Below are 16,469 nucleotides of genomic sequence, written 5' to 3'. Positions count from 1 at the left end.
CCAGACGCGCGGCGGCGTCTGCGGGGCCGGCGCCCCGTGGACGATCGGGCGCTGCGGGGCGTCCGGCGGGATCGGGGCGCCCGGCGGGCGTACGGGGGTCCCCTCCCGCGGCGTCGCCTTCGGTATGCCCTGGGAAGGCGTGTGCCTGATCTCGCCTGGACGGCGCGGAAGTCCCGCCTGGGTGTCCACCGTCTAGCCTCCCCATGTCGTCAGTGTGGCTTCCCCGTCACACCACACTTACCGCAATTCACCATATTTTGGCTCAATTAGACCCGTGGTCCACCGCCGCCCCCAGAGTCGCGCGAGATGCGACAAGTGCGATCACGACTCTTGTCACTCGGCCAACAATCCAGGCGGGGCCGCGCGGCCGAGTCAGGCCGTGCGGTAAGGCCCGCCCTTCAGGAGAGGGAGCCGGCGAGCGTCTCCAGGAGCTCGACCATCCCCGCCGGGCCGTCGGTCACCACGTCCGCCCGCTCGGCGAGCGCGGTCACCTCGGCCGAGCCGCTGCAGACCAGGACGCCGGGGACGCCCTCCGCGCGCAGCGCGTCGACGGCGTCGAAGGCGGCCAGGTCTCCCAGGTCGTCGCCCGCGAACAGCACGGCGGACGGGCGGGCGCCCCGCGCGCCGGTGAACTCGTCGACAAACGAGCGCAGCGCCTTGCCCTTGTCCATGCCGTGCGGGCGCAGTTCGAGGACGAGCCGTCCGGGCTCCACGGTGAGCCCGGTGCGTTCGGCGAGCGCGGCGATGATGCCGCGCAGCCGTTCGAGCGCGACCTCCGGTTCGGCGCACCGCCGGGTGTGCACGGCGAGCGCCTGCCCCTTGTCCTCGACGAACGTCTCCGGCGGGGCGCCCGCCGCGGCGAGGACGCCGGGCAGCTTGGCGCGGGCCTCGGCGACGCCCGGGGGCGGCTCGGGCTCGGTCAGCACGCCGGACTCCCACCGTTCGAGCCCGTACTGCCCGAGGACCACGAGCCCGTCGATGCCCTCGAACCCGCCGTACTCGACGGCCACCGCGGCGGGACGTCCGGTGACGATCACCAGCGAGCCGACCAGCGGGGCCAGCCGGGCCAGGGCCGGGGCGGCGCCCGGATGGGCCCTGGCGGACGCCGGATCGGCCACGATCGGCGCCAGCGTGCCGTCGAAGTCGAAGCCGAGCACGGCCCCGGCCGGATTCTTACCGATCGCGTCAAGGCCGTCCGCGCCGGCGGCCGTCACAGAGCGGGGAGAGTTCACGTGACCAGTGTCGGTCAGATCAGGGCCGGATTCCGAGTCGGCGCGCGGCGCGGCTCCGCTGCCGCTGTGTCCGCATCCGGCGGAGGCGCTTGACGAGCATGGGGTCGCACTCGAGCGCCTCGGGTCGGTCGATCAGGATGTTGAGGAGCTGGTAGTACCGCGTCGCCGACATGTCGAACTTCTCGCGGATGGCCTGCTCCTTGGCTCCGGCGTACTTCCACCACTGCCGCTCGAAGGCGAGGATCTGGCGGTCGCGCTCGGACAGCCGGCCGGCACTGAAGGCGGCGTCGTCCGCACCGCCCTCGTCGTCGCCGATGCCGGGTCCGGCCGGGGGTCTCGGGGGTGCGTGGTCCGTGGATCCGTCCCGCGGGGGGACGTCACCAGGGGGGCCACCGGGGGCGTTCGCCGCTCGCATCAGGTCCCCTCTGTGGTTACTGATCCCGGGTCGTCCGGGTTCGGGCGGGTGCCATGCTACGCGTCCGGGCCGACAAGTACCGGCGTTCGCCGGGAACCGGAACCGGTGGTTCAGTGCATCACATCCCTGCTCACCTGGGGCTCTTTCGCGTCGTGTGTCTCGAGGGGAAGGAGCGTCCCGGCGGTGCACAATAATGTGCACACTACATGCGTTAGAGTGGGGGGTCCGCGGCGTCCGGCGCCCGGCACGGCGACCACGGAACGGAGACCTGACATGGCGACGGAGACCCCCGCCACGGGACGGCCCGCCGAGCCGGACGCGCCGCGCGACGGGAACCCTCCCGACCCCGACCTCTCCGACATCGCCACCGCGCTGTTCCGGCTCCGCCGCGTCTGGGCCAAGCCCGACCTCGTCAAGCGGATCCGCGCGCAGACCTCCGCCTGCGCCGACGGGCGCCCGCTGCAGCTGTCGAACCTCATGGTGGTGAACGCCGTCGCCGCGCTCGGCGCCGGCGCCCACGCGGACGCCGAGCAGGCGGGCGAGCCGCCCGCCGAGATCACCGTCGGCGCCGTCGCGGAACGGCTGGAGATCGACCCGTCCACCGCGAGCCGGCTCGTCGGGCACGCCATCGACGCCGGCCTGGTGTCGCGGCGCCCCTCCCCCGTGGACGCGCGCCGCGCCAACCTCGGGCTGACCGAGGCCGGGCGGCGCGTCAAGCAGGTCTCCGACCGGTTCCGCCGCGCCTACCTCGACGAGCTCATGGCGGGCTGGCCGGCGCGGGACCGGGCGGAGTTCGCGCGGCTGCTCACCCGCTTCGCCGACGCGGCCGTCCGGGCACCGATGTACCCGGACGGCGTCGACCGGATCTTCCAGGAGGCGGGCGCCGAGTAGGCGCCGCGTCAGTCCCCGTTCCGCAGCGCCGACATGCGCATCAGGTACTCGTCCTCGTCGATCTCGCCGCGGGCGAACCGCTCGGCGAGCACCGACCGCGCCTTGGCCATCGGGTCCGCCGCCGCGGCGGCGGCCGTGGCGGTCGTGTTCATCCTGCGGCGGATGAAGTAGAACGCGGTCCCCAGCACGGCCAGCCAGAACAGGCCGAACGTGATCGGGAAGACCGGCCAGAACGCCGGGGCGTCCCCGTCGTGCCAACCGCCCGGACCCATCTCCGTCACCTGCGTCGCCAACATCGTCAACATGGTTCATCGACCCTTCCTGTGTTCGGATACGTCGATGCTCGGCGACGGGTACGGGACCCCGCATCGTCTGCCCGGAGGCACCCGCGCTACGCCCGCCGGAGTACCGCGGTCACCACCAGGGCGGCCGGTAGTCCTCGTCGTCGGCGGGACGCGGACCGCGCGAGTGCCGGCCGCGCGGCTCGTCGCCGGCCTGGTCCGGCGGCGGGACGGGCCCGTCCGGCGGCCCGTGGTCGGCGGCACCGGGCGGCGGGACGGCGGGGAACGCCCCGGTGGACGGCTCGTCCGCCGGAAGTACGGGCGGGGGCGGCGGCTCGTCGGCCGGCTCCGGGGATACCGCGGAGAGCGGAGCGGTCGTGCCGCCCTCCGGAACGTCCGGTAGGTCGAGGGCGCCGCGGCGGAACGACTCCCAGTCGTCGTCATCGAGCGGCGACGGCTCGCCCCGCGCCGGGGAGCCGTTCAGTCCGGCACCGTTCAGGGCGGCGCCGCCGTCGCCGTTCCCGTTGTGGCTGTTGCCGTTGAGGACGTCGTGACCGTTCAGGGTCCCGTTCCCGTTCCCGCCGTTCACCGCGAACTCGCCAGGGTCGAACGGGCGCAGCTCGCCCGGCATCACCGGTGGCCGCTTCGGCTCGATAACCGAGGGCGGCTCCTCCCCGTCCCACGGGGAACCGCCCGGGTCGGGATCGGCCAGGGCGGGATCGGCGGGGGCCGGAGCGGGGTCGGCCGGGGCGTCCCAGAGCGGCACGTCCAGCGGGCTGGGGGCGGGCTGGGGCGCCTCCCACGCCTCCGGCGACGGGGCGTCCTCGCCGAAGGCGGGCCCCGGGTACACCTCGTTGTTCTGGAACAGCGGCGCGTTGACGGGCGCGACGGCGGGCGCCGGGCGGGACGCCGCCGGCGTGTACGCCCCGGACGGGACGGCGGACGCGGGCTCGCGCGGAGCGGACGGCAGCCCGTAGTCGGCGACGGCGTCGGTGTCGCCGGTGTCCTCCTCCGGGCGGCGCCGCTGCCGCCACCCGAGCACCAGCCCGAGGACGATCAGCAGCCCCCCGCCGCCGAGGACGAGCGGGAGCAGCACGCCGGAGTCGCGCACCGGCGACGCCGCCGCGGGCTCCGGCGTGACGGCCGCGGGCGGCGGCGTCTCCACCGGCCCGCTGGAGGTCTTGTTGATCTCGTTGGCGGCGACGAGCGTGCGCACGGCGTCGACCGTCCCGCGGCAGGTGGCCGAGCCGGTCGGGCGGCCGGCGCGGGCCGGGGACCCCTGGACGAGCGCCCGCCTGACCTCGTCCGGGCTGAGCCGCGGGTAGCGGGCGCGGACCAGGGCGGCGACCCCGGCGACCATCGCGGACGAGGCGCTGGTGCCCGTCCCGACGACGTAGCCGTTGCTGGCGTCGGCGCTGACGATCTCGACGCCGGGCGCGCAGACGGCCGCGTTGGAGCGCCGGTTGCTGTCCTTCCAGAGGCGCAGCCTGCGGTCGAGCGCCCCGACGGCGATCACGCCCGGGTAGGCGGCGGGGAAGTTGCGGCGGTTCGCGCCGGAGCCGTCGTTGCCCGCCGAGGCGATCAGCACGACGCCCTTGCCGAGCGCGTACCTGATCGCCTTCTCCTGGGACGGCGTGCCGTTGTAGGACTGCCGCCCGCCGCCGAGGGACATGTTGATGATCTCGGCGCCGTGGTCGACGGCGTACCGGATGCCCTGCGCGACGGCGTCGCGGTCGCCGGTGCCGGCCTGCTGGCCGTTGTCGCGCCGCAGCGGGTCGTCGTTCTCCAGCGTGACGCGGATGGACAGGACGCGGCTGAGCGGCGCGACGCCCATCATGCCCTGCGTCAGGCCGGGTCCATGGCCGTGGCCGGAGATGATGCTCGCCATCGACGTCCCGTGCAGGCCCCAGTAGCGGCTGCCGGGCTTGCGCAGGCCGCCGGTGAGGTCGGGCCCGTTGATCACATGCCCGGTGAGGTCGGGGTGGCGCCGGTCGACGCCGGTGTCGAGGACGGCGACGGTGACGCCGCGCCCCCGGGAGTACCGCCACGCCTTCTGGGCGCGCAGAGCGTCCAGGTGCCATTCGCGGGAGCGGATCTGGTCGGTCGGCGCGGCGCGCAGCGGTGCGGCGGCACCGGCCGCGGCCCCGCGGACGGCCTGCCCTCCCGCCGGGGCGCCGGGGACCATCGCCGCCGGCACCGCCACGGCGGCGCCGAGCGTGACGGCGGTCAGCGCCGCGGTCGCGCGGGATCCGAGCCGGAGCGCCGGACGTGCAGGGCGCGGGTGCGCCCGCCGGATACGCGCAGGACGGCGTCGACCGGCTCCGGACACGCCGCCGCACCTCCCTCCGGCAGACCGCCGCGCTCCACGGCGGGTGACATTCTGCCACGCGAACCGCCCACGGCCCGGGCACTCGGCACATTAGGGCACGGTCCGGGACAGCCCGCATCGTCCCGCTCACCCTGGCCTTCCGGGCATCTCGCTACCCGCCGGTAACCCGGTCCGCGAGGGAATGTTAACCCGCCCACACCGGCGTGTCGGCGCGTCCCCGCCCGGACCGGGGTTCAGCGTTCGTAGCGGCGGTGCCTGCGGCGCGCCCGGAAGCCCGCCACGAGCGCGACGCCGATCATGGCCAGGCCGACCTGGAAGACCAGCTCGATCCAGTCGATCCCGTCGGTGGTGTCCACGCCGACCTGCTGCGCGATGGCCGTCCCGGCGATGGCGGCGACGATGCCGACGATCACGGTCATGATGACGCCGATGGGCTGGCGGCCGGGCAGCAGCAGCCGGCCGAGCGCGCCGATGATCGCGCCGATGACGATCGCGGTGATGATGCCAGTGATGTTCATGCCCTGCCTGTGCCCAATCCAGGCGGGTCGTCACGTGGCCGGTTCGTCCCGCATGGATCGCAGGTCATCGAAGGTCAGGGCGGGTCCGCCGAGCTCGGACGGCCGTCCGGCGCGCAGCCCGTCGACGACCAGATCGAGGTGCCGGTGCGCCAGCTCCGCGCCCGTCTCCGGCGGCATCGGGCCGGGCATCGGGCGCGACAGCCGGACGAGCATCATCCCGACGTCGGCGTGGGTGACGTCCGGGCGCAGGTCGCCGTCATCCTGGGCCGTGGTGACGAGCTCGCGCATGATGGCGACGCCCTCGTCGCGGACGGCCGCGATCTCCTCGTCGTCGAACGGGATCTCGTTGAGCAGGACGGGGAAGACGGCGCCGATGCGGATGTCCAGGACGCGGTGCATGTACCGGACGAGGGCGGCGAAGGCGGTCGCCTCCTCGTCCCGGGCGCGCAGAACCTCCTCGGTCGTGCGCCGCAGGGCGTCCAGCGCGACCGCCCTGATCAGCGCCTGCCGGTCGGGGAAGCGCCGGTAGAGGGTGGCGATGCCGGTGCCGGCGCGCCGCGAGACGTCCTCCAGGGGCGCGCCCGGCCCCTGCTCGACGAACACCTCCCGGGCGGCGGCGAGGATCCGTTCACGGTTGTCGCGCGCGTCGGCCCGCAGCGGCCGCTCCTTCGTTGCCATGCGCCGAGCCTAGCAAATAAGTGGAGACAAATCCTCCGGACCGTGTTACGGTGCTTGCAAGTGGAGAAAAATCCTCCGGAAGGAAGCCGTCATCATGAGCACCGCCACCGCCGGAACCACCATCGGCAGCACCCTCGGAACCGCCGCCCGCTCCGCCGGCCCGCTGGTCGTCGAGGCGACCGGGCCCGCCGACGTCCGCGCCGCGGTCCTCGCGTCCCGCGAGCTGGGCGTCCCGCTCACCGTCCAGGCCACCGGGCACGGCACGGTCGTCCCGCCGGACGAGGGGATGCTGCTGAAGACGTCCCGCATGTCCCGGGTGCTGGTCGACCCGTCCCGCCGCGTCGCCCGCGCCGGGGCCGGCGCCCGCTGGAGCGACGTGATCGCCGCCGCCGCGCCGCTCGGGCTCTCCCCGCTGTCGGGCTCGCACGCGTCGGTCGGCGTCACCGGCTTCACCCTCGGCGGCGGCGTCGGCTGGCTGTCCCGCCGGTACGGGTTCGCCGCCGACCACCTGCTGCGCGCCGAGATCGTCACCGCCGACGGCCGGCACCTGACGGCCGACGCCGCCCACCACGCCGACCTGTTCTGGGCGCTGCGCGGCGGCAGCGGCAACTTCGGCGTCGTGACGTCGCTGGAGTTCCGGCTCCAGCCCGTCTCGGCGGTCTACGCGGGGGTCGCGCTCTACCCGGCCGAGCGGGCCGCCGCCGTCCTCACCCGGTTCCGGGACGAGGCGGACCTCCGCCCGGACGCCCTGTCCGTCTCGATCGCGCTGGCCGACCACCCCGCGCACGGCCGGGTCGTCGCCGTCCGCGGCGTGTACGCGGGGTCCGCGGCGGACGGCGCGCGGGCGCTGCGATCACTGCGGAACGCCGCCGGACCGCCCCTGGAGGACACCTTCCGGACGATGCCGTACGCCGAGACCGAGTCGCTCGGCGGCACCCCGCCGCACCACTTCCACCTGTACGCCGACCTGCCCGACGCGCTGATCGGCGCGATCGCCTCCAGCGACGCGGCCGGGATCGAGGTCAAGCACTGGGGCGGCGCGATGGCCCGTCCGGGCGCGGACGCCGGTCCCGTCGGGCACCGCGACGTCCCCTTCTCCCTCACCATCGACGGCTCCGACGCGGCACTCGCCCCGTACGCGACCGGCGGCTCGTTCCTGAACTTCCTGCACGACACGTCCAGGACGGCCAGCGCCTACACCCCGGAGAACCTCCGGCGGCTGCGCGAGGTCAAGCGCGCCTACGACCCGCAGAACGTGTTCCACCGCAACCACAACATCCAGCCCGCCTGAAATGCGAGGAACCTGCCATGACCACGCTCACCTCGGCCCCCGCGCCGTCCCAGAAGCTCGACCGCGGGCTCGTCACGATCGGCCTGGTCGTCGTGCTCGGCGCGATCATGTCGGTGATCGACGCGACCGCCGTCAACGTCGCGACCCGCACGCTCGCCGAGGACTTCGGCGCCTCGATCACGTCCGTCCAATGGGTCCTGACCGGCTACATGCTGGGCCTGGCCGCCGTCATCCCGGTCACCGGCTGGGCCACCGAGCGGTTCGGGGCCCGCCGCGTCTGGATCAGTGCGCTGGCGCTGTTCCTCCTCGGCTCCGCGCTGGCCGGCCTCGCCTGGTCGATGCCCGCCCTGATCGCCTTCCGCGTGCTGCAGGGCATCGGCGGCGGCATGATCATCCCGGTCGCGCAGACGATCCTCGCGCAGGCCGCCGGCCCCTCCCGGATGGGCCGCATGATGGGCTTCATCGGCCTGCCCATGCTGCTCGGCTCCGTCGCCGGCCCGATCGTCGGCGGCCTGATCATCTCGACGGCCGGCTGGCGCTGGATCTTCCTCGTCAACCTGCCGCTCGGGGCCGCCGCCATCGCCGCCGCCCTGCGCCTGCTGCCCGCCTCCCCGAGGCGGCCCGCCCGCCTGGACGTCCGGGGCCTGATCCTGCTGTGCGGCGGCGTCACCGCGTTCGTCTACGGCACCACCGAGGCCGGACGTCCCGGCGCCCTCGACGCCCTGCGCACCTGGACGATCCTCGGCGCCGCCGCCGCGCTCGTCGTCCTGTACGTCCTGCACGCGCGGGGCCGGTCCGCCCTGATCGACATCGCGCTGTTCCGCGAGCGGGGCTTCGCCGCGGCCGCCGCCACCAACGTCGTCGTCGCGGTCGCGCTGTTCGGCGTCCTCGTCCTGCTGCCGCTGTACTGGCAGGTCGTCCGCGGCCACGGCCCGCTGGCCACCGGCCTGCTCCTCGCGCCGCAGGCGCTGGGCGCGGCCGTCGCCATGCCGCTGGCCGGACGGGTGACCGACCGCCTCGGCGCCGGCCTCGTCGTCCCCGCGGGGATCGTCCTCGGCCTGGTGGGCACCGCCGCGTACACGCGGATCCACGCGGACACCTCGCCGGTCCTGCTGGCCGCGGCCCTGTTCGTCATCGGCCTCGGCCTCGGCGCGACGATCATGCCGTCGATGGCGGCCGCCTACCAGGCCCTGCCGCCGGCGATGATCCCGCGCGCGACCAGCGCGATCAACACCCTGCAGCGGATGGGCGCGTCCGTCGGGACCACCGCCCTCGCCGTGATCCTGCAGCACGAGATCACGGCTCAGGCTCCCGCGACGGCGGGCGCCGCCCTGGCGCCGCTGCCCGACGCGGCCCGGACCGCCGTCGCCCCGCTCCTCGCGACCGCCTTCGGGCACGCCTTCTGGGTCGCCCTCGCGATCGGGGCCCTGGCCGTCGTCCCGGCGCTGCTGCTGCCGCGGCGCGCGGCGCCTACCTCCGGATGACCCGCATGGGAACCGGCCCGGCCGGGCGGAACGTGATCTCCGCCCGGCCGGGCACGCGCACGCCGGGCAGCAGGTCGAGCCGGTGCGTCCGGCTGATCGTGGCGAGCACCAGGGTCGCCTCCAGCATCGCGAAACCGGCGCCCACACAGATGCGCCGCCCGCCTCCGAACGGCAGATACGCGTAGCGGGAACGCCGCTGCTCGCCCATGAACCGTTCCGGCTGGAAGCCCTCGGGGTTGGGCCAGACGTCGGGGTTGCGATGGATCAGATAGGGCGGGACGGCCAAGGTCGCTCCGGCCGGGATCGGCACCCCGGCGACCTCGTCGTCGCCGACGGCATCGCGCTCGATGGTCCAGGCGGGCGGGCACAGGCGCATGGCCTCCGACAGGACGGCCTTCGTCCACGGCAGTTGATCGACGTCCTCGGCTTTCGGCTCCCTGCCGCCGAGAACGTCATCGACCTCGCTCTCCAGCCGTTCCCTGGCGGCCGGATACTTCGACAACAGCATGAACGTCCAGGCCAGCGAGGCCGCCGTCGTTTCGTGGCCCGCCAGGAGGAGTGTCAGGACCTCGTCCCGCAATTCCTCCTCGCTGAATTGCCCGCTTTCCTTGAGCAGGTTCAGCAGTTCTCCGCCGTACGATCCCCGGACGACCCGCTGCACCATCTCCTCAAGATGGCCGAGAGCACCGCCGAGGCCGGGCACCCGCTGGTAGATGCTCCGCTTCGCGGCCGCTCCGGGCAGGAACGTCCCGACGACGGCTGCTCGTTGAAGGGCCTCAAGGGCACGGCCCGTCCGGTTGGCCTCACCACTCAACTCACTTCCGAACAGGGCGCGGCCGACGATTCCCAGCGTCAGTTTCCGCATTTCAGCCGCTGCGTCGAGCGCCACTCCGTCCGGCCATCGCCGCACGATCTGCTCGGTCGTCTCCACCATCTGCGGCGCGAACCCGAGGACGTGCCGGTGCGAGAAGACCGGCTGCACGACGCGCCGATGCCGGCGCCACGTCTCCCCTTCGCTCGTCAGCAGGCCGTCCCCGAGAACGGCGCGCAGGGGCCGATACGTGAACGCCTTCACGTAGTTGTCCTGATTGGCGACGAGAATCCGCTCGGCGTGCTCGGGCCGCGACAACAGGTAGAACGCCCGCTTCACCCCGAACGGCACCCGGACGGCGTCCCCGTACCGGCCCGAAAGGCCGACATACGTCCGCAGCGGATCCCGGGCCATCCGCCCCCACCACCGAAGTGCGTCAACGCCCGCGGCCGGCCCCGCAACACCCGTCTGCCCCATGCCCCAACCGTAGAAAGCGCCCCAGCCGCCGACAACCCCGGGTTTGCCGGGCATTGGCTCCCGCACGCTACCGAGCCGCGGCGCCCGGCTCGGCGTCCGCTGCCTACGCGCTCGACAATCTGGAGGCGCGCGTCAGGAAGACCGGCCGCCAGTTCATGCTGGCACTCCGGTTTTACCGCCCGAGAGGGCGGCGACCCCGGAACGCGCCCGGGTCGGCGGCTTGGGATCAGCGGAGAAGGGTGTTGCGCAGCGTGATGCCGTGCAGGAGTCGCAGCCTGCGCATTTCGTAATAGGCGAGCGCGGACACCGTCAGTGGCGCGCCCAGCAACAGGGCTGTGGCCAGGGTGGTCGGCACGCCCTCATAGGCGTCGGTGAACAGGTTGACGACGGCCATCACCCAGGACGCCGACACGCTCACCAGCGGTGGGACCACCTCGTGAATGTCGGCCGTCCGGAACACGTTCGTCAGCGACAGGACGATTCCGTACAGCGCGAAAGGCGCCATCCACAGAACCAGGATCACGCCTCCGGGGATCAGGACGATCGGCCCGGCCGCGTCTCGCAGGCCTTTGAAGGTGGGCGCCGCCGCGAGCACGAAGGTGAACATGGAGCCGAACATCGCCCCGACCGCGATCAGCGGGTAGCGGAGCCTGCGCGCGAACGCGCCCCGGCTCGGCGGCCGGGCGGCCATGATGAAGGCGCCCACCACCAGCGGCAGCGCGCAGGTGAGGATCAGGACGTTGAGCCAGGCGTCGTTGAACCGGTCGCTCGCCAGCGCCTCGGGAGCGGTGGCCTTGTAGACCACGGCCACGCCGAGCGTCACGACGATGCCCGCCCAGGCGCGGGCGACCTGGAGCTTCCGGACACGCGCATCGGTGATCAGGTCCGGCCGCGAGGGCCGGAACACCGCCCGCGCCGCGAGAAAGGGATTCAGCCTCCGGATGCCTCGCACGTTGCGGGACGGCGGAGGTGGCGGCGGATAGGGCCCTTGAGGACGCGGCGGAAGCGGCGGGGGTGGCGGGTGCGGGCCCTCCTGCCAGGGCGGCGCCCCGTAGGGCCCGCGCGGGGGCGGCGGAAGCGGCGGCGGGACGGGCGGCGGCCGTCGTCCGCCCTGGCCCCCGGGCGGCGGACCGGCGGGACCTGTCACAGAAACTCCTCCGGCGGGTGTCGTCACAGACTCCCGGAGGACACCCCCGGAAAAGCGACTCGGGAATATTTTGCATGATCCCGAGCGGTAAACGTACTCAGATTGTGGGAGTAGCCGTGCTCACGGACCGCGCCCGCCACCTTGCGAGCCCGCGGGTTCGTCCTGGGTAGGTGCTCAAGGCTGCCGTTGGAGGGGCGCTCCGGACTAACTCCATGGTGGCCGTCCCACTCCCCTTCGGGTGTGAGCGAGCGGATGGCTCACGCGATGGATGTGCGGCCGATGCGCCGATACATAGCGTGACACTCCATGATCACAAGGAAAGTCATGCTCCGGAGTACGGCGGCGGCGGCGCTGGCCCTGGCGGTGACGGCCTCGACCGTCATGGCGGAAACGTCCTCCCCGGCGAAGGCGTCCGGCCATTCGAAGCTGCGGCAGGCGGTGCACCGGCTCACCGGACCGGACGGAGCACCCGGCGCGCTCGCACAGGTCAACGACCGGAACCACGAGCTGGTGATCACCAGCGGCGTCTCCGACATCGAAACGAACGCGCCGGTGGATCCCGGCAGCCATTTCCGGCTCGGAAGCCTGACCAAACCGTTCACGGCCACCGTGGTGCTCCAGCTCGTCGGCGAGGGCCTGATCGATCTCGACGCACCGGTGGAGCGCTACCTGCCCGGGGTGGTGCGCGGCGCCGACAACGACGGGCGGGAGATCACCGTCCGCCAGCTGCTCCAGCACAGGAGCGGGCTGCCGGACGTCCTGAAGTACATGTCCCCGCTGGACGTCCTCAAGGACCCGCTCCGGCACTGGGAGGCACGCGAGCTCATCGACATCGCCCTGCCCCACCCCCGGAACTTCCGCCCGGGCGAGAAGTTCGGCTACTCCAACACCAACTACCTCCTGGCCGGCATGATCATCGAGAAGGTCACCGGGAACACCTACGGCGAGGAGATCCGGCGGCGCATCATCGTCCCGCTCGAACTGGGCAACACCTACACGCCGACCGACGATCCCGACCTGCCCCGCCCCCACCCCGAGGGGTACGTGCGCCCCGAGTCCGACCTCGTGAACATCAGCCGCCTCAACCCGACCGTCGGCGGAGCCGCCGGCGGAATGATCTCCAGCGCATCGGACATCAACCGCTTCATGGCGGCTCTGCTACACGGAGACCTCCTGAAGCCGGCGCAACTCCACGAAATGTTGGACGCCCTCCCCACAGGACGCACATCGGGCTCGAAGTACGGGCTGGGCCTTGAATGGTTCCCGGTCAAGGGCTCCGCGAAGTGCAAGAAGGGCTTCTGGGGCCACGACGGCGACATGCTCGGATTCAGCGTCCGCGCGGGCGCCATCAAGCACCGCAAGCAGGCCACGGTGATGGTCAACCTGAAGCCGGGCGGCGGCCCGGCCTTGGACAACGCCCTGGAGAAGGTGCTTCCCACCGCCCTCTGCGACGATTGACCGACCAGCCTTCCGTCCGGAGGCACCATGGCGGAGATCGAGGTCAAAAGGTGGCAGGCCGACCACTACACCTTTGACGGCGTCCGACCGCGACACTTCGCGTCTTGACCGGGGGTGCCCAGTTCACCGCTCACCGCGCAGCGCCCGGCCGTCCGGCCAACGGCACGAGGCCAGGGAGGCCCCGGCCTCGTGCCGTTGGCCGAGGCCGGGGCTCGCGCTCGGAAGCACAACATCGGCTCGAAGGGTTTAGCCAGGCGGTGAACTCAGGTGTCGCGGGGCTTGCGGAACTCTTCGATCAGCACGGGGTACTGCTCGCCACCGTGTCCGGCGACGATCGAGCGGTCGGCGATCGCTTTGAACAGCCTCGGCATCTCGGCGTTGACGCCCACCGCCTCGCTCTCCTCGATCAGGTGCGTCATTGCCCGCACGTCCGTCTCCAGAGCCGACACCTCCGCCGGGAAGGAGCCGCTGTCGACCTGCTCGGCATATCCGGGGAGCCACTCGACCACAACGGAAGCGAGCTGCTGGGCGAAGGGCGTGAACGTCGCGGCGTCGACGTCGGCCGTCCCGACCAAGGCGGTTCCCTGGAGCCAGGCGTTCAGAATGCTCCACATCATGGCAAGTCCGGCCACGTCGTAGAGAGACGCCAACCCATGGTCGGCCCCGAGGTAGGTGGTGCCACCGAGCGCGCCGAGCATGGCCTTGTGCGACTCGAAGTCCGATTGCGGGCCGCTGAGCAGGATCATCGCCTCGGCGGTTCCGATCGCCGGTGGGACGGCCATGATGGCGCCGTCCAGGTAACGGGCGCCACGCTGTTCGGCCCACCGGGCGGCCTCCCGGGCCTGGGTTGAGTCGCCCGAGGTCAGGTTGATCAGAAGCGTCCCGTCCAGCTTGATTTCGCCGGCGCCGAGCAATTCGTGGACGACCTCGTAATCGGTGAGGCAGACGATCGCCACGGAACTCGCCTCAAGCGCATCGCCGACCGTCGGCGCCAGCCGCGCGCCCTCGGCAACCAACTGCTCCGCCTTCGATGCCGTCCGGTTCCACACGGTCGTGGGATGCCCGGCTCTCAGAAACGCGCCGGCGAGCGCGCGGCCCATCAGCCCGAGTCCGATGACCGTCACAGGTGCGGTTTCGTTGTCCATGGCAGCATCGTCAACGTTGATACCGGTGTGAAGGTCAAGTGAGGTTCGGATGCGGATCGGGGAGCTGAGCCACCGGACGGGCGTCAGGGCTCATCAGTTGCGCTACTACGAGGCCCAGGGTCTGCTGGACGCGGACCGCGGTGCCAACGGTTACCGCGAGTACGACGAGGACGCGGTAATGCGGGTGAAGCAGATCCGGCATCTGCTCGATGCGGGCTTGTCCTCCGAGGACATCGCGTATCTGCTGCCCTGTGCGGTCGGAGAGGCCCCGGGCCTGCTCGGGTGTCCCGAACTGTTGACCGCGATGCGGTCACGACTGCGGCGACTGGACGACCAGATGCACAGACTCGCCCAATCACGCGAAGCCCTCGCCGACTACATCAACGCAGCCGAGCAAACAGGCTATGAGGGCCGGGTCCCCTGCGAGGCATAGAAACTGCGAGACGAGAACACCGCCCGCCGTCCGACCGTGACGGCACGGTGTGCTCATTGCCTCGCGCGAGTCCGACGCCGGTAGTAAGCGACGGTGACGGCGGCGAGGAGAGGACCCCAAGCAACCAGCGGCAGGTAGGCGACGATGGCCAGAATCCCCTGCCAGGTGTCGGCGTTGAGAGGATCGTCGGCAGTCAGTGGACGTCCCGTCATATTCCGTCCGAGCATCAACGCGACCGCTGACCACGTCCACAAGGCGGTCAGGATGGTCGCGCCGAGAGCTGCCGGCACCACGGCCACGGGCGTCGGCACCCGACGTCCACGCAGGAAGGGAATCCACCGGGGGAACACCTCGCCCCAAGTCGCGACGAGCCCGACGGCGGTGAACGCCAGCAGCTCCGAGAACACCGAGAGCAGCACCACGTACAGCTCCAGCGGCATCCACGACGGCAGGTCGCCACTGGCGTCCGGCCCCACGTCCCGCATGATCGGCAAGTGCAGGGTGACGGCCGAGATCCGCCACAGGCTGGACGGCAACACCGTGAGCGGCACGAGCAGCGCAGCCACCCGCGCCCAACGCGGCACCCCGGCGACAGGTGCATGCGCACCAGCCCAGACAGCCCGCGACCGAGGAAACCACGGCTTACGAGAAGCGACAGCAAAATCAGTCATGCCTAGAAGATCGCGTGCAAGGCCCGGCCCTCACCTCCCCCACCGGCGCCACCGACATCCCCCGCCAGGGGGAGATCTCCGCGGCACGCGACGTCAACGCCTCCGGCCGAGGTCAGCATCGGCGTGTACCGGGTGCGGGGGTCAGGTCGGCCCGTCCACCTGCTCGGCGACCGTCGCCGCCAAAGCATCGATCGTGATCTCTGCTTGGCGGCGCCGTTCATCCGGGTGGGCCGCGGTGGTGTTGGAGGCCGGGCGGTGCTTGACGACCGACGGTCGTTTCAGTTCAGGCGATCAGACCTGCCAACCGCCTGCGGCGCCAGTGGACGTGGCGAACTCGGCGAAGGTCCGTGGCGGGCGGCCGAGGGCGCGCTGCACGCCGTCGGAGACGTGTTCGTCCTTTCCCTCCCGCAAGGGCTCGATGACGTCCGCGAAGCTTTCGGCGTCCGCGGGCGGCCACCCCTGCTGGACGAGTTCGGCGACGTAGTCCCGGACGGCGAGCGGCACGTAGCGGACTTCGCGGCCGGCGGCGTCGGAGATCGTGGCAACCGCCTCGGTCAGCGTCACCGCCCCAGGGCCGGACAGCTCATAGATCTGGCCCGCGTGCCGGTCCTCGGTCAGCGCGGCGACCACCACCGCGGCGATGTCCTCTGCGTCGACGAAGGCGGCCGCCCCGTCGCCGGCGGGCAGCCGCAGTTCACCGGCACGGACGGCATCCTCGAAGAAGCCCTCGCTGAAATTCTGCGCGAACCAGCCCGGCCGGCTGATCGTCCACTCCAGGCCGCTGTCGCGTACGGCGGCCTCGCTGTCGAGCATGCCTTCCAGGACGCCGTTGTTGTCCTTGACGTAGTCGGGCCGGTCGATCCCGCGCCCGGAGGCCAGCACGATCCGCCGGGCCCCGTGCCTCACCGCCCGCTCGACGAAGGGGCGTACGAACTCTGTGCCGTCCAGTTGCACGATGTAGGCGGCGCGCACGCCCTCAAGTGCTGCATCCCAAGTGCCGCGGTTTGTCCAGTCGAAGGGGTGCTCGCCGTTGCGGGCCGCCGCGCGGACCGGTAGGCCCTTGGCCCGCAACTGGTTGACGACGCGGCGGCCGGACTTCCCCGTCGCCCCGGTGACCAGGATCGGATGTTCAGTCATGGCCCCAGCCAATCGGCTACCTCTGAGACGTTCCATGGCCAGAAAGCTCAGCTCGATGTCTAGGCGTCTAC

The 16,469-nt window shown here is 72.2% G+C and carries 16 protein-coding genes; 5 read left to right on the top strand and 11 right to left on the bottom strand.

What is annotated here, in order from left to right; genetic code table 11:
* Window positions 1-398: 398 nt before the first annotated feature.
* Window positions 399-1,232: a trehalose-phosphatase gene (gene otsB, locus K8Z49_RS35750; protein ID WP_024936447.1), complete on the bottom strand. Its 834-nt coding sequence runs from the start codon at window positions 1,230-1,232 to the stop codon at window positions 399-401.
* 19 nt (window positions 1,233-1,251) lie between these two features.
* On the bottom strand, window positions 1,252-1,647 hold the full coding sequence (locus tag K8Z49_RS35745; RefSeq protein ID WP_021599769.1) for a DUF3263 domain-containing protein: 396 nt from the start codon (window positions 1,645-1,647) through the stop codon (window positions 1,252-1,254).
* A 273-nt stretch (window positions 1,648-1,920) separates the two neighbouring features.
* Here K8Z49_RS35745 and K8Z49_RS35740 point away from each other — a divergent pair, with 273 nt between their 5' ends.
* The gene (locus tag K8Z49_RS35740; RefSeq protein WP_021599770.1) at window positions 1,921-2,538 is read left to right on the top strand and encodes a MarR family winged helix-turn-helix transcriptional regulator; all 618 of its coding nucleotides are present in this window, start codon (window positions 1,921-1,923) and stop codon (window positions 2,536-2,538) included.
* Between the two features lie 8 nt (window positions 2,539-2,546).
* Here the strand turns inward: K8Z49_RS35740 and K8Z49_RS35735 are convergent, their stop codons facing one another.
* The 4 genes from K8Z49_RS35735 to K8Z49_RS35720 all read right to left on the bottom strand — a co-directional run bounded on the left by K8Z49_RS35735 (window position 2,547) and on the right by K8Z49_RS35720 (window position 6,344).
* Window positions 2,547-2,834 (bottom strand): SHOCT domain-containing protein, encoded by a 288-nt coding sequence (locus K8Z49_RS35735; protein ID WP_218163944.1) that lies wholly within the window; start codon window positions 2,832-2,834, stop codon window positions 2,547-2,549.
* A 118-nt stretch (window positions 2,835-2,952) separates the two neighbouring features.
* A complete protein-coding gene (locus K8Z49_RS35730; protein WP_143118872.1) occupies window positions 2,953-5,148 on the bottom strand; it encodes a S8 family serine peptidase in 2,196 nt (731 codons plus the stop codon).
* A 233-nt stretch (window positions 5,149-5,381) separates the two neighbouring features.
* Complete coding sequence (locus K8Z49_RS35725; RefSeq protein ID WP_021595539.1) at window positions 5,382-5,666, bottom strand: GlsB/YeaQ/YmgE family stress response membrane protein; 285 nt, start codon at window positions 5,664-5,666, stop codon at window positions 5,382-5,384.
* Window positions 5,667-5,696: 30 nt separating this feature from the next.
* Window positions 5,697-6,344: a TetR/AcrR family transcriptional regulator gene (locus K8Z49_RS35720; protein ID WP_021595538.1), complete on the bottom strand. Its 648-nt coding sequence runs from the start codon at window positions 6,342-6,344 to the stop codon at window positions 5,697-5,699.
* Between the two features lie 94 nt (window positions 6,345-6,438).
* Between K8Z49_RS35720 and K8Z49_RS35715 the strand changes: the two genes are divergently transcribed.
* Entirely contained in the window at window positions 6,439-7,635 is a 1,197-nt protein-coding gene (locus tag K8Z49_RS35715; protein WP_075024973.1) for an FAD-binding oxidoreductase, read from the top strand.
* Between the two features lie 17 nt (window positions 7,636-7,652).
* A complete protein-coding gene (locus tag K8Z49_RS35710; RefSeq protein WP_075024974.1) occupies window positions 7,653-9,119 on the top strand; it encodes an MDR family MFS transporter in 1,467 nt (488 codons plus the stop codon).
* Here K8Z49_RS35710 and K8Z49_RS35705 read toward each other — a convergent pair.
* Both K8Z49_RS35705 and K8Z49_RS35700 read right to left on the bottom strand, forming a co-directional pair.
* On the bottom strand, window positions 9,106-10,344 hold the full coding sequence (locus K8Z49_RS35705; RefSeq protein WP_412516246.1) for a cytochrome P450: 1,239 nt from the start codon (window positions 10,342-10,344) through the stop codon (window positions 9,106-9,108). The genes K8Z49_RS35710 and K8Z49_RS35705 overlap by 14 nt on opposite strands.
* 289 nt (window positions 10,345-10,633) lie before the next feature.
* Window positions 10,634-11,314 carry a hypothetical protein gene (locus tag K8Z49_RS35700; RefSeq protein WP_021595534.1) on the bottom strand — a complete coding sequence of 227 codons (681 nt, stop codon included), beginning with the start codon at window positions 11,312-11,314 and terminating at the stop codon, window positions 10,634-10,636.
* 564 nt (window positions 11,315-11,878) lie between these two features.
* Here K8Z49_RS35700 and K8Z49_RS35695 point away from each other — a divergent pair.
* On the top strand, window positions 11,879-13,012 hold the full coding sequence (locus K8Z49_RS35695) for a serine hydrolase domain-containing protein (RefSeq protein ID WP_412516245.1): 1,134 nt from the start codon (window positions 11,879-11,881) through the stop codon (window positions 13,010-13,012).
* Window positions 13,013-13,275: 263 nt separating this feature from the next.
* Here the strand turns inward: K8Z49_RS35695 and K8Z49_RS35690 are convergent, their stop codons facing one another.
* Entirely contained in the window at window positions 13,276-14,157 is an 882-nt protein-coding gene (locus K8Z49_RS35690) for an NAD(P)-dependent oxidoreductase (protein ID WP_111833615.1), read from the bottom strand.
* 49 nt (window positions 14,158-14,206) lie between these two features.
* Between K8Z49_RS35690 and K8Z49_RS35685 the strand changes: the two genes are divergently transcribed.
* A complete protein-coding gene (locus K8Z49_RS35685) occupies window positions 14,207-14,590 on the top strand; it encodes a MerR family transcriptional regulator (RefSeq protein WP_412516244.1) in 384 nt (127 codons plus the stop codon).
* 53 nt (window positions 14,591-14,643) lie between these two features.
* Here K8Z49_RS35685 and K8Z49_RS35680 read toward each other — a convergent pair whose 3' ends face one another.
* Both K8Z49_RS35680 and K8Z49_RS35675 read right to left on the bottom strand, forming a co-directional pair.
* A complete protein-coding gene (locus K8Z49_RS35680; RefSeq protein ID WP_024936441.1) occupies window positions 14,644-15,156 on the bottom strand; it encodes a hypothetical protein in 513 nt (170 codons plus the stop codon).
* A 396-nt stretch (window positions 15,157-15,552) separates the two neighbouring features.
* Window positions 15,553-16,398, bottom strand: coding sequence for an NAD(P)H-binding protein (locus tag K8Z49_RS35675; protein ID WP_412516243.1), 846 nt, complete (start codon window positions 16,396-16,398; stop codon window positions 15,553-15,555).
* Window positions 16,399-16,469 lie beyond the last annotated feature (71 nt).

It is taken from the genome of Actinomadura madurae (genome assembly GCF_047130825.1).
Classification (GTDB): Bacteria; Actinomycetota; Actinomycetes; order Streptosporangiales; family Streptosporangiaceae; genus Spirillospora; species Spirillospora madurae.
Note: the sequence above shows the minus strand (reverse complement) of the source record. Positions and strands in the feature narration are given on the sequence as shown.

Excerpts from the sequence above, each read along its gene's own strand:
- K8Z49_RS35745 (WP_021599769.1), bottom strand. The coding sequence starts at position 1,647 with ATGCGAGCGGCGAACGCCCCCGGTGGCCCCCCTGGTGACGTCCCCCCG.
- K8Z49_RS35740 (WP_021599770.1), top strand. The coding sequence starts at position 1,921 with ATGGCGACGGAGACCCCCGCCACGGGACGGCCCGCCGAGCCGGACGCG.
- K8Z49_RS35735 (WP_218163944.1), bottom strand. The coding sequence starts at position 2,834 with ATGTTGGCGACGCAGGTGACGGAGATGGGTCCGGGCGGTTGGCACGAC.
- K8Z49_RS35725 (WP_021595539.1), bottom strand. The coding sequence starts at position 5,666 with ATGAACATCACTGGCATCATCACCGCGATCGTCATCGGCGCGATCATC.
- K8Z49_RS35720 (WP_021595538.1), bottom strand. The coding sequence starts at position 6,344 with ATGGCAACGAAGGAGCGGCCGCTGCGGGCCGACGCGCGCGACAACCGT.
- K8Z49_RS35715 (WP_075024973.1), top strand. The coding sequence starts at position 6,439 with ATGAGCACCGCCACCGCCGGAACCACCATCGGCAGCACCCTCGGAACC.
- K8Z49_RS35710 (WP_075024974.1), top strand. The coding sequence starts at position 7,653 with ATGACCACGCTCACCTCGGCCCCCGCGCCGTCCCAGAAGCTCGACCGC.
- K8Z49_RS35705 (WP_412516246.1), bottom strand. The coding sequence starts at position 10,344 with ATGGCCCGGGATCCGCTGCGGACGTATGTCGGCCTTTCGGGCCGGTAC.
- K8Z49_RS35695 (WP_412516245.1), top strand. The coding sequence starts at position 11,879 with ATGCTCCGGAGTACGGCGGCGGCGGCGCTGGCCCTGGCGGTGACGGCC.
- K8Z49_RS35690 (WP_111833615.1), bottom strand. The coding sequence starts at position 14,157 with ATGGACAACGAAACCGCACCTGTGACGGTCATCGGACTCGGGCTGATG.
- K8Z49_RS35685 (WP_412516244.1), top strand. The coding sequence starts at position 14,207 with ATGCGGATCGGGGAGCTGAGCCACCGGACGGGCGTCAGGGCTCATCAG.
- K8Z49_RS35675 (WP_412516243.1), bottom strand. The coding sequence starts at position 16,398 with ATGACTGAACATCCGATCCTGGTCACCGGGGCGACGGGGAAGTCCGGC.